This window comes from Celeribacter sp. (assembly GCF_048270365.1).
In the GTDB taxonomy this organism is placed as follows: Bacteria; Pseudomonadota; Alphaproteobacteria; order Rhodobacterales; family Rhodobacteraceae; genus Celeribacter.
This window is the reverse complement of the sequence record NZ_JBLWTA010000012.1, coordinates 105,907-117,781: the sequence shown is the minus strand read 5'-3', so window position 1 is coordinate 117,781 and position 11,875 is coordinate 105,907. Positions and strand designations below refer to the sequence as shown.

Sequence of the window (11,875 nt, the reverse complement as noted above, 5' to 3'; positions counted from 1 at the left end):
CGACCGGTCTATATCTCTCCCTGTCGCCAGCGTACATTTCGACGCGATCAATTATCAACGTGTTATGGAAAATGAAATCACTGCCTTCTCTTAAAACACTGCAACTGGACCCAGTCACCGAATTCAAATACTGCTTTCTCGCGCTGGTAATCACTCGAATAACGCGGCATCTCATACGCTATGATTGCAAATGAATAGGCAAATGGCATGTCATCCGGATCGAATAAAGACATGACGTCAGAAAGAGGCACGCCCCATTGCCTAGCCTGCATCACCATTGCCGCAGTTTCTCCAACCAACTCACATGACGCAGACTTATCCACACCATCTGCAGCTGACTTCTCTGAAATCAGAACTGAAATAGCCACGGCCATCATTGCCACAATCTTTTTCATGCTCATATCCTCTCAAGTTTGACAGGATGATATCACGGCGCCGGTCGCCCACATATAAGTCGAACCAATTCAAATGTGGATAACCCATTCGGAACAAGAAGATTAACGGGAAACACTTACATATAATAATCCCCCCTCAGTCAGCACGCTGCAGCCTTAACTGAGGCCTATCTGGAACCCGAGAGAAAAGTATCAGTGCTGCGTAGCCCTCTGCGCCATTTCATCCGTGTCGAGGCTCGATGCATCCCACAGTGCCGTCTTGAAACACATCCAGTCCCGCCAGCTACCGCCCTCAATCTCATGGACCGAGATCAGTCCGGCCCATTGCAAGGGCTTCATTCGATCAGGTGCCGGGGCCAGGCTTCATCAAGCGTCACTCGATAATTTGAGCATTATCTGCCAAATTGCTTTTCTTTCCGCTGCACTCAGAGCTTCCCAGTCAACTACTCCTTAACGGGAATGCGATATCCTCACCAAAATGTAGATTTGCGGTATCAGCCAAAACACGCAGAGCCGAAATCACTTGTTTTTCGCTCACATTCTTGCTGATCCACCAGCCTGTTTCTGTCATCTGCGTCTCTGAAACAAGGCTCGGTGACTTGAAGTGAATATCCTCACGGCGTCTTGCCACATAACGGCGAGCGTGAGTTTTTTGCTCCGCGAATTTCTCGATCGATGCTGGATCAAGGTTGTAGATCAGATCAACACATCGTCCGAACAGGTCAGGCAGGGTCGCGCCTACCACCATCTGTCCGAGTACAGTTGCCACGAGTTCGGCGTTATGAGTGATGGGTGCCGACCGCTTTCCTCGAGCAGGCTCTGTGTCGAATTCTTCCGGGCGTTGAACGATTGCTGCCCCCTCGGCTCGAGGCGCGCTGACTGCATCCCGCAGTGCGTCGATGACACGCTCATCAAGGAGATGGGTCAAGGCCAGGAGCCCATGCACGAACGGCAAGGGAAGTCGAATGGTGATGAGATCATCGCTCTTGTTAGTTGCCTGCATTTTTTCCTCCTGTACGGCGCTTGCCATTGGACCCGCGATTTTCACCATGGTGGATGGTGATCACCGTTTTCCCTCTGACAATTGCGATGCTCTCTGAAAGCCGTTCGATCTGGCGAATGCGGGCCTTCAGCCTTTGGATTTCATCCTGTGCAGCACGACGCGGAATGCGATAACCATCGTGGCCGCAGGGTTCACCCAATGCGACAAGGACATCGATGTCGGCTTTCCTGAAGCCCCGCTGCTGCCTGCGAATTTCGGCGTGGTTCGTCACCTTGAGCTCAAGCATCATCTTCCCTTTCGTCGGATCCGAGGTCGAAATCAAGTTCGAGTGAAGCCAGAAAGGCCTCATGCTCTTCGAAGGCTGCGCGCGTTTCCGCCCTGCAATGGTCATGCAGATACGCGATACGCTCGTCCGCCGGGAGTTTCATGACGTCTTGAGGCTGGACGTCCCCCTTCAGCAGCACCATGCGCCCCAATGGATCATCTTGGCTCAGGTCGTCGATCACGTCGCCGAAGAGGTCGCTGCACGGTGAGCCGCCTGAGTGCTCGTATATGTCGGGAGCGAGTTCCATGAGCTTCTGCTCAAGGAAGTCCCCGAACAGATCGCCGGAACCCTCATAGCTTTCGCCCCATTCGTGGTCGAAGAAGCTGGAGCCGGAAAGGTCGCGTGCTTTGATGGCGGCCTGCTCGGAAGCCAAGGCCTCCATTATCTGTCCTTGGCCGTGAGACGTAGCCGCCAGATGCCCGAGGCCCGTCGGAAAAGCGTCGAGCTGTGCCTGCATTTCTGCAACCTGTCGACGGCGATCGGAGAGTTGAAGTTCGGCAACAATCGTGAACAGTGCCGCGGACATCCGCAGGATCGTCGTTACTTCGACGTTGTACCGGAGCGCCGTCAGCTTGAGGATCATCCGATCATTGTCCGACATGGGGAAAGCAATGCGCCTCCATCCCATCGGCCTGGACTTCTTGCGTTCCTCCGTGGCAGGGGCGCGCTGAAGGTCCTCGAGAGTACATCCGAACGCACGCTCGTAAATCCGCGCGGTGTTCTCGTTAACCTCGATACGGCCGGGCTTTTTTAGGTGTTCCCCAAGTTGCTTGCGGCCAAGCTTATGCTTTTCTTCGAACTGTGACTTGTTCATACCGAGCTTCTCAAATTCGAATTTCAGGCGACTTCCTTGAATGTGAGGCATTTTTCATCTCCGATTGAGTATGCCTCAATTTGTGCGCGCTAGGCGCGGCAAGTAAAGGGAGGTATGATAAAAACTACCCAAAACATTTGAGTCATTGTCGCCCCAATATGCCTCATCCCTGCAGGAGATCCACGAAGGCTGGGGTACATCTAATGGAGGCAACCGGGCGTAGGTCATCAGATGACACATCAGTGTGGCATCTGGGCATGCTGGGTCAACGGCATTGGAATGTCACCTGAACGCCAGCAGGTCACAGACGTAGACTTAGCCTTTGGCCAGTCCGAGTTTCATCGCCGGGGTCTCACCGTGCCGGTCGGCAAGCATGTATTCGGTCAAGGAGGCGGCTGAACGTCGCGGGATCAACACGGGATGGACGAGATTAACGCTCTGCCAGCTATGGCTGTAACTGGTGCATCACTATTTAACTTGTGTGCTAGTTGATTGTCTTAGAGCTTTTCCGGTGGCGGGTACCTGTCAATGCCTTTTCACCGGCCTGACCTCCCGATCAGTCGCCAGGCGCAATGCCTCGCTCCAAAGCGCCGTCTTGAAGCACATCCAGTCCCGCCGACTGCCACCCTCAACCTCATGGACCGAGATCAACCCGGCCCACTCCAAGGGCTTCAGAACGTAGCTGGAGAACGCCGCGAGTTCTCGCCATCCGGCATTATCCCAATCCGGCCCATCCCCATAGAATAGACCATACAGCTGTCTTTCCGTCAGCCCCTGCTCCAGTTCGACATTCACTACGTTCAGCCAGACCTCCCATGTGCCGAAAGGGCGCTCATCCAGACGACCGTATGAGGTGTGATCAACTTCGAGCAGGAAGAACGGGATCAATTCGCCGAAGAGTACGCCGCGGGCTGTTAGGAGGTCCTTCCCCTTCCTGGTCAGAAGAAACTTGCCCTTGTAGTGACGCCCCAGTTTCCGCTGCAGCAACAAGAAATGCACAATCTGGATCGGTGGAAACTCGTACTCGTTGACCACCTTGCTGACTTTGAAGGCCTTCTCCGGCCCGTATCCCGGCCAGTCGACATGCTCCACAGCCCAGTGGACGAACTTGCGCTGAAATGCCTTCGTGGCGGTCAAGCCGATACCATTGTTCTCGGCGGCATACTGCATGGTGCGGTGCGCTGCCCGGAGCAACGGAGACAACTGCAGGGCGGGCTGGTCGTTAGTGAGCTTGCTAAATTCGATCATGGACCGATTTTGTCATCGGCGACAGAAGCTGACCAGACACTTTCCCAAGCAAATCTTCACCTCGCAGAGGGACGTACCGGCTGCGCCCGCTATCCACCGCATTAGTCTGATCATACGCCATGTTTTCTTTAAGGGCCCTACAGGTTGACCTTTTTGCAAACCGGTGAAAATTTCAGCAAAAATTCCTACAGAGGCATCGCATTGCATATTCTGAGATCGCTCGGCCCGGCTGTGGCCCATGTACCAGCCAGAGAGGCGCTACGCGCGGGCCTTGGTGCGCTCATTGGGTTGGCGTTGACTGGTTTGTTTCTGTTGTCGCCAGTCGTCGATCTGGACCTTGGCCTTTATCTCGTCGCGCCCTTCGGTGCCTCTTCGGTTCTGCTCTTCGCCGTACCCAACAGTCCCCTGGCGCAGCCGTGGTCTGCCATTGTCGGCAACACTGTTGCGGCCCTCGTCGGGGTTGCGGTCTGCCTTTTGGTGACGGACCCTGCCTTGCGCATCGCGCTTGCCGTTGGGCTGGCCATTACGGCGACCATCCTGTGTCGCGCGATCCATCCGCCCGCCGGAGCAGTGGCCATGACCGCGGCCATGTCCCCGGACGCCATCGCGCATCTGGGGTTCTGGTTCGCCCTGTCACCAATTGCGATTGGGACAATATCGCTGGTCCTGCTGGCAACCGTCTATGCCCGACTGACAGGGCGCCACTACCCGTTCCGACAGTTCGATGATCCCAGCAGCCACGGGACACGAGATCGCAATCCGATGGAACGTCTCGGGCTTTCGGAAGAGGAGCTGACCGGTATCCTTGAACGCTATCGCCAGTCATTCAACCTCGGGGTCGAGGATCTTGCCCGACTGATCGGAGCTGCCGAGCTTCAGGCCGCAGCACAGTCTTCGGGTCCGCTGACCGCGCAGGATATCATGTCGCGCAACCTCGTCACCGCCTCCCCTGAAACGCCGCTCGGTGAGATCGCAGATCTGTTCCGACAACATCGTTTCACATCTCTGCCGGTCGTCGGGACGGAACAGACCTTCCAAGGTGTCATCTTCCAAATGCACCTTATCAGCCAGGCCCGCGATGATGCCTTGCGCCTCGACCGAGGCTTTGGCGCAGCCTTCCGCCGATTGCTGGACAAGGGGCGGGAGAAACCCGTGACGGCGGCTGACATCATGAGCGTCGCTGGGCCCCGCGCCACCACCGACACCCCGATCGGGGCGTTGCTGCCCATGATGGCAGAGGGAGATACAGACGCCGTTCCTGTGCTCGAGTACGGAAAGATCGTTGGCATTGTCACGCGGACCGACCTGGTTGTGGCGCTGGCCCGGAGTGCTGCGCGCGCCAAGGCCGAATGACGGACCTGCTCACAGGGTCAACAAAGTTGCATCTCGTTGATCGGTGATCTCAATGCCGTAGGCCACACGAGCGGCCCCATCGTACCGGGGTGAGTTGACCTGGCCGCCAACATCGACATCATCACCGTGAAGGCAATAGCCGACAGGCCCACCGTTCAAGAGAGCAACAGGAGAAGCATGACCGACCGCCCCACCTTTGATGACATCCAGCGAGAGCAAGAGGACTTCATCGGTCCTCCTGAGCCAGCCCAAGGTCCGAAGATGGCACGCGCGCTGACTGAAGCTGACGAAGTTGTAGCGGATACGTTGGTCACTTTGTCGATCATCCGCAGAGCGCTCAAGGCTGGACTGCCTGTCGATCCACAGTACCTGCCGGAGAGGATTGTCGAGATCATTGAGGCGAATTGCACGGGCCCGAACATGCCCGTTGTGGATGGTCGGCGGCACTACCAGGTAGATGATGTCGTCGAGGCGCTGGACGTTCGTAGAGGAGAGACGGCAGCTGGATAGCTCTATGAGGCAGAACTGGCGCTGACTGCATTCGAGGAAAGCAATCTCGCAAGACGGTATCCAGCGATAGCAATAGTTGGCGCTGGGCCTAGAATGAAGTGATCCCGTTCCTCGACTACCCACCCAAGGTCCGCAGGATAATTTGCACCACAAAGCTCTTGAGGCGCTGAACTCAAAAAAAACGCCGAGCTGTCAGAACCAGAGGCCATTTCCCAAGCGACTATGCAGAAGCGAAATTGATCTATCTCGCGCTCAATGCGCCATTGTCCGATTGGAAGCGTTCGGTCCGTGAATGGCATAAGCCAGTTCGCAATCAGTTTCGAAGACCGCTTCCCCATGGCCTAACAAAACGCGTCAGGCACAAAATTCGGCACAGTCTCGAACCAAGTTGATATATGGCTCTCCGCAATTTCGCGAAAGACTGTAGAAATGCCTGAGAATGGTTCGTAGCCCGCGACCACTTCGCCATAATGTTCGGCGAGCGCTTCGACGCCTGAGTATCTGAACCACATGGACCAGTCCAGATACACACAGTTTTAGCTGCTCCGATGCCACAAGCGATTTTTGAAATTTATAATCGGGCGCCAGTAATGCGAATAAGGGACGATATAAGAACCTCCAATGCGCTTACCGACTTCTGTCACGCTATCCCAGTCAAGTTCGACCAGTTCGAAGTCGAATTCACCTGCCGGTTTGAACCCAAGCACCAAGGCACGTTCTGCCGAGGCCGGCACAATGAACCCTTTATCGTCTCCGATCGCGATGTGCAGCGCATACTGAGCGCCTTTGATGATCGCGTAGAGGTCGATCTTGTCCTTCTTCGCCCGCTCATCGTCGGCTGCCGGGAATGCCGGATGTCCGCCGTGCAGTTGGATGAACCCTGCAACCACGTTGACGGCGCCGCCGGCGCTGACGTTGCGCTGGCGCACTTGCTTATCGCTGATCTCTTGTTGGCTACCGAGAGACAACCACGCCTCATCGACACCCAAGATCAAGGACAAGCAGGCGATCATTTTTGGACGCGGCCGGGACTCTCCCGAGAACCATTTCCTGACGGTTTCCTGCGTGATGTTCACCCCGCAGCTGCTTTCCATTTGCTCGGTGAACCACCTGAGTCGACCGTAATTAGGTTGAGGAACGTCAGGGTTTCTGTCGCACGCCTGCGACATCCTCTCCGCAAAATCGGGATGTACGACTTTGTTTTTCAAAGATTTTGGCACACTTATGTCTCTGCGTTTGAATGTGTGATATATATCACGAACAATATGACAATCAATTAAATAGTGAAATATGATTTGAGAGGATCAGTTCCTGTGTGATCTCCGCTCCTGCAACTCGGGGGTGGCGCATCAAAGGTTTTTTGGACCAATGGTTTGACAAAATACAGTTCTTAGTGTGGCCAGAGCACATCAAGAGAATGTTCGTCAAATTACAGAGTTCAAGAAGAAAGGTGAGATCACACGTGCGCGCCGGATAGCCACCTTTTACTAGGTTTATGCGATGAGTGATCGGAGTTAGTTGGGAGTGAAGGCGCTTGTTTCGGGTTTATCCCCGCGTTTGAGAGTAGAACGGAGAAATATAGAGAGAGGGGGGGGCTCAACCAAAAAGTTTTTGCCACCAACCGCGACGCGGCGCTGGTCGAGGTGATATGGGCACAAAAGGATCGGGGGCGTATGGGACGGCGTCGGAGAAATTAGCAGGGGGTTTTCCGCTTCTCAAACTTAGAAGTTCTTTAAGGCGCTCAACTTCCTCTTTCAGTTCGTCGCGCTCATTCTTCAGTTCACGCAACATGTCATCACCTGACGCCCCCCCTTGCGCGCCACCATGTCCATTTGATTGCGGTTTGAATGTCGCGGGCTCATGCGCGGCCCCCATTTCGAGAGTACCTGGGCGCACATACACCCGTTTAGCCTGTCTACCCTCCACCGAAAACAAGGCCTCACCGGTGCGCAAGGTCCGCACATCGTCCACGGTCGCGCCAATGGTCTCCGCCGCCGCCTTAAGCCCGCGCACCTGGCCGGGGGTTGCGCCGCGCAAGCCGTGCTGAATCCGCGTGGCGAGTTGTCCTAGAATCGCGTCTGGCAGATCGGCGGGCGACTGAGTCACAAAGATGAGTCCGACACCCTTAGACCGGATAAGGCGGGTGATTTGCTCAATCCGTCGCACCAGGGCGGGCGGCGCGTCATCAAAGACTAAGTGTGCCTCATCAATCATGACCATAAGACCGGGCGCGGCCACGTCGCCAAGTTCGCCGAGTCCTGAATAGAGCGTATCGAGAACGTGGGCGCACAAGGCCGCATAAGCCCCCGGCACGTTCGCCAATTCGGCGGCGCCTAGCACGGTCACCCCCTTGACCCGACGCGGGTCAAAGCTGCTTGCGCCAAACGCCCATCCGGCGGACCGTTCAAGGCTCAAAATGGCGCGGCCAATGGCGGCAACGGATTGAGGGGAAACAAGACCGTAAGATCCCGCAAGGGCCTCGGCGTTGCTCATGGTGTCATTCAACAGGTTGCGGAGATCGGCGAGCGAGTGAACCGCGCGGCCGGTATCCTCCGCCCATGCAAGCGCAATGGCAAGCGCGCCAGATTGTGCCGGGGTGAGATCAAGAGCGCGCGCCACAAAATCGGAGCCCATGTCGTCAATCTGCATTCGAGGGCGCAAGAGCGTTCCGGCGCGCTCAAGGTCGCCTTTCGCGTCAATCACTAGAACGGGACAAGGGGCGCGGTCCACCACGGCGGCGGCGCTGGTTGTCTTGCCCGTGCCGGTTGCGCCGAAAATCCCAATGTGGCGGGTCAAGAGGCGGTGCGGGATGGATGCACCATAAGCGAGATCGAGAGATGACATGGCAAGGCCTCCGGTGAATTAGTTTCGAAAGTATTTTAGCTCTTTGCAAGTCTCAAGGCATTAAGGCGTATCGGGGCTATCCCCGCGCGCGGGGGAACCTGCGGCGCAATATCTGAGGCCAGCCTGTCCTCCATCTTAGTGTGACCCAATAGATGCTGGACTGCCCTGAGGTTGCCATTCTTCTTGCAAAGCTACCTCACCTTCGTGCGCCGCATCGAATGGGTCCCGTAGGTGCTGGTTTCGAGGCCAATGGATGTCACACATTTTCGCACAATCCGAGCATACTGGCAGGACGAGATGTAAAGCCGTTCGTAAAAACGCCTAGGCCATAGGTATTCTGATCCGATCTTAAACGGCTCCCGCATCCACTGTGCCGACGATGCTCGAGTGCCTTCAAAAGTTTCGAAAAACACAGGGTTCTGCGTTTTGCTCTGCAGAATCGACGCGCGTTCCTTGATTTGGCATGACGCCAAAATATCGACCGCCTTCATCTTCACCAAATCGCAGCCACGAAACTTGCCGTGGATGGCAAGACTGAAGAGGGCCAGATCGCGATGCTTTTCTGCGAGTTTAAGCCACACCCTAATTGCCCAGACGTGTTTCGGTTTGAGCGGCTGTTTCTGGCCGGCGATCCGGCCTTCGTTCCAGGTAGGACGAAGCGCGTGGATGGCCGGCAATTATGGCGTCCCCAAAACACCTCCGATCCACCACGCCCTCCCACATCGACAACCCGACGTTGACAAGACATCGATCACATGAGGCTGCGACACATCCAAGGTCGGCTGTGAGCCCAAACCGACTGCTGCTGCGAACGCAATGAATGTCCACCTTCACACGAAGGGCATAGGCCTTCAATAGTTGCTTGAGTTTTGAACGGTATCTGTGGCAGCGAATAAACAGCCTTTTTTCGTTGACCGAAATGAGAGAGTTTGTTTATCCGTCACAAAACCTGATATGTAGATTTCCGCGCCACTCGCAGGGTCTTCAGTGCTTCATCTGATCAGATTGAATCGCCTCAACTGCATATTTCAAGGCGCAGCTTGGCGATTGCTCGGGTTGGCACGCTTTCGGAATTCAGCCATCCGCCCGTGGCAAGCCACTCGGAATCTTCAGCATTTAGACAATCAACCTCTAGGATACCGAAGAAATCGCCGCGCTTTCCGTCGCCGCGTATGAATACCTCATATGTTTCATTGTACACGATGTGATCGGAAGGCGTTGCATACCACCACTGCTTATACGGAGGGAGCAACTCCTCATCGTCTTCGAGAAGTAAGAATGTCTCACCTGCCTGAGCGCCCTTCGCCAAACCCAAGGCGAAAGTGAAGGAAAGTACTGCGACCACTAAGAAATTTATCATGTTAATTGCCTATCGAATTTCGAGTGCCATTATCTCGATTGAATATGGCGGAGTTAAGGCAATTGATAGTATTCGCATGGTCAACTCAATATCAAGTGGCAGGGAGGGGTCGGAGAATGAGCAAGGTCTCCTCGGCGCGGCTGGGTTGACCTCTGAGCTGCCGCAGCCAAACCATCGGTTGTTGTGAAAGGTTCACGAAACCGGACATTGGTGTACTTACCGCGTATTTACCCTTTGTCCGCACAGCAGTCCTTCGAAGAAAAACAGTTCCGCACGAAGTTAGGGCGTTTCCGGCAATCCTATTTAGATCGGGCGCTTAATCAAATGAGACGTGCGTGCCCAAAGGGTTGGGATTTTGCAGTCGGAGCGTCGGCTCTGCGAGGAGGTGCATTTGAACCTGGCGTATCGCTGGTTCTGTCGGCTCGATCTGAGCGACCGCGTCCCGGACCACTCGACCTTTTCCAAGAACCGGCATGGACGGTTCCGCGACAGCGAACTGCTGCGCCACCTGTTCGAGACGACCGTCGTGCGGTGTATCGAGGAAGGCCTCGTCAGCGGCCAGCGCATGGCCGTTGATGCGAGCCTCATCGAAGCCGATGCCAACAAGCAGAATTCGACGCCAAAGGAGGAATGGGACGCGAAGCAGATCGATCCTGCCGACGCGCCCCGCGCCGTTCGCGAGTATCTGGATACCCTGGATGAGGCCGCGTTTAGTGCGGCCAGCGAGGTGCAACCGAAGTTCACGTCCCATTCAGACCCGGCCAGCCAATGAACCGCGGCCCGTAAGGGGCCGGCTTTCTCCAGCTATTCCGACAACTACCTGATCGACACGGATCATGGCGTCATCGTTGACGTTGAGGCCACGCGCTCAATCCGGCAGGCCGAGGTCGGTTCGACCAAGACCATGCTGAGGCGCGTGAAGGCCAGGTTCGACCTCCATCCCGATCGCCTGATCGCGGACACCGCCTATGGCACGGCGCCGATGCTGGGGTGGTTGGTCGAGCGCAAGATCGCCCCGCACATTCCCGTCTTCGACAAGTCGGGGCGCAGCGACGGAACTTGGACCCGCGCCGACTTCGAGTGGGATGCTGAAAGCGACCAATACATCTGCCCAGAAGGCCATGAACTGAAGCAGTTCCGCCGGAACTATTCCGACCCGAACCGGGGGCCGACCGGCAAAGGCACAGCCCGCTATCGGGCGCTGAAAGAGGTCTGTCAGGCATGCCCGTCAAAAGCGAACTGCTGCCCGAATGCGGATGCCCGCAAGATTACCCGAGAAGAGCATGAAGATGCCCGGCAGGTCGCTCGCGAGATCGCCAAAACCGAGCAATATGCGATCTCGATGAAGCTGAGGAAGAAGGTCGAGATGCTCTTTGCTCACCTCAAGCGGATCCTTGGCCTGAACCGGCTCCGATTACGTGGACCATGCGGCGCAAATGACGAATTGCTCCTCGCTGCCACCGCCCAAAACCTCCGCAAACTGGCCAAGATCCTTCCCGCACCGCAGCAACCGCAAAAAGCCTGACAGGAAAGGCGCTCGCGCCATGTTCAGCCGTCGATATTCTGCGTTCGCGAACGGGTGTTTTTCCACAGAATGGGCGGACAGCGGAAGTTCGCTGCAGGTTGTGCGAATGGCCGCCATCGGCCGATGCTCGGTACGGACGCAGAACGTCCAGCCTTGAGGCCAAAGGCAGGACCAGAACGGCTAATCCCAGTGCATGCTACAGAGGGCTTTCAAGAAAGAGCTACTCTAGTGGTCTTTATGCCAGGAGCAAGCGCTGTTGTAAAATGGGCGGGAGCGGCCTTGGGTATGGCTGCAATTGTAACAACATAGACACTGGACCGCCTCGACTTCCGGGCAGTTAAAGTTGCAAGACAAAACTATCGCTACTCTGGCAGTCTAGCTCGTTTACGGTTTCAATGAACCCGGCAAGAGGGCTGTACCGAGATAATTAACTTGCATTTCGGCAGGCAAAATGATGCCCATATTTGTTATAAAGCGACACCGGGAAGGACCGCTGAA

The 11,875-nt window shown here is 55.9% G+C and carries 10 protein-coding genes and 3 pseudogenes; 4 read left to right on the top strand and 9 right to left on the bottom strand.

The window, feature by feature from the left end; genetic code table 11:
* Positions 1 to 77: 77 nt before the first annotated feature.
* The 5 genes from ACN0X0_RS16425 to ACN0X0_RS16405 all read right to left on the bottom strand — a co-directional run bounded on the left by ACN0X0_RS16425 (position 78) and on the right by ACN0X0_RS16405 (position 3,785).
* The gene (locus ACN0X0_RS16425) at positions 78 to 395 is read right to left on the bottom strand and encodes a hypothetical protein (protein ID WP_417280028.1); all 318 of its coding nucleotides are present in this window, start codon (positions 393 to 395) and stop codon (positions 78 to 80) included.
* 439 nt (positions 396 to 834) lie between these two features.
* On the bottom strand, positions 835 to 1,398 hold the full coding sequence (locus ACN0X0_RS16420) for a hypothetical protein (RefSeq protein ID WP_417280027.1): 564 nt from the start codon (positions 1,396 to 1,398) through the stop codon (positions 835 to 837).
* On the bottom strand, positions 1,385 to 1,684 hold the full coding sequence (locus tag ACN0X0_RS16415; protein ID WP_417280026.1) for a hypothetical protein: 300 nt from the start codon (positions 1,682 to 1,684) through the stop codon (positions 1,385 to 1,387). The genes ACN0X0_RS16420 and ACN0X0_RS16415 overlap by 14 nt, the downstream gene beginning before the upstream one ends.
* Positions 1,677 to 2,537, bottom strand: coding sequence for a hypothetical protein (locus ACN0X0_RS16410; RefSeq protein WP_417280025.1), 861 nt, complete (start codon positions 2,535 to 2,537; stop codon positions 1,677 to 1,679). Before ACN0X0_RS16410 ends, ACN0X0_RS16415 begins: the two co-directional genes overlap by 8 nt.
* 525 nt (positions 2,538 to 3,062) lie before the next feature.
* Positions 3,063 to 3,785 carry a hypothetical protein gene (locus ACN0X0_RS16405; protein WP_417280024.1) on the bottom strand — a complete coding sequence of 241 codons (723 nt, stop codon included), beginning with the start codon at positions 3,783 to 3,785 and terminating at the stop codon, positions 3,063 to 3,065.
* A gap of 201 nt (positions 3,786 to 3,986) precedes the next feature.
* Here ACN0X0_RS16405 and ACN0X0_RS16400 point away from each other — a divergent pair, with 201 nt between their 5' ends.
* The 3 genes and pseudogenes from ACN0X0_RS16400 to ACN0X0_RS16390 all read left to right on the top strand — a co-directional run.
* Positions 3,987 to 5,138 carry an HPP family protein gene (locus ACN0X0_RS16400; RefSeq protein WP_417280023.1) on the top strand — a complete coding sequence of 384 codons (1,152 nt, stop codon included), beginning with the start codon at positions 3,987 to 3,989 and terminating at the stop codon, positions 5,136 to 5,138.
* 177 nt (positions 5,139 to 5,315) lie between these two features.
* Positions 5,316 to 5,648: a hypothetical protein gene (locus ACN0X0_RS16395; RefSeq protein ID WP_417280022.1), complete on the top strand. Its 333-nt coding sequence runs from the start codon at positions 5,316 to 5,318 to the stop codon at positions 5,646 to 5,648.
* Between the two features lie 9 nt (positions 5,649 to 5,657).
* Positions 5,658 to 6,040, top strand: a pseudogene (locus tag ACN0X0_RS16390) (transposase); the annotation flags it as partial.
* 144 nt (positions 6,041 to 6,184) lie between these two features.
* Here the strand turns inward: ACN0X0_RS16390 and ACN0X0_RS16385 are convergent.
* From ACN0X0_RS16385 to ACN0X0_RS16370, 4 genes and pseudogenes are all read right to left on the bottom strand, one after another.
* Entirely contained in the window at positions 6,185 to 6,868 is a 684-nt protein-coding gene (locus ACN0X0_RS16385) for a helix-turn-helix domain-containing protein (RefSeq protein ID WP_417280021.1), read from the bottom strand.
* Positions 6,869 to 7,244: 376 nt separating this feature from the next.
* Positions 7,245 to 8,492 (bottom strand): helicase HerA-like domain-containing protein, encoded by a 1,248-nt coding sequence (locus ACN0X0_RS16380; RefSeq protein ID WP_417280020.1) that lies wholly within the window; start codon positions 8,490 to 8,492, stop codon positions 7,245 to 7,247.
* A 35-nt stretch (positions 8,493 to 8,527) separates the two neighbouring features.
* Positions 8,528 to 9,124: pseudogene (locus tag ACN0X0_RS16375) on the bottom strand (tyrosine-type recombinase/integrase).
* A gap of 383 nt (positions 9,125 to 9,507) precedes the next feature.
* Positions 9,508 to 9,852 (bottom strand): hypothetical protein, encoded by a 345-nt coding sequence (locus ACN0X0_RS16370; RefSeq protein ID WP_417280019.1) that lies wholly within the window; start codon positions 9,850 to 9,852, stop codon positions 9,508 to 9,510.
* Between the two features lie 355 nt (positions 9,853 to 10,207).
* Between ACN0X0_RS16370 and ACN0X0_RS16365 the strand changes: the two are divergent.
* Positions 10,208 to 11,377: pseudogene (locus tag ACN0X0_RS16365) on the top strand (IS1182 family transposase); the annotation flags it as partial.
* Positions 11,378 to 11,875 lie beyond the last annotated feature (498 nt).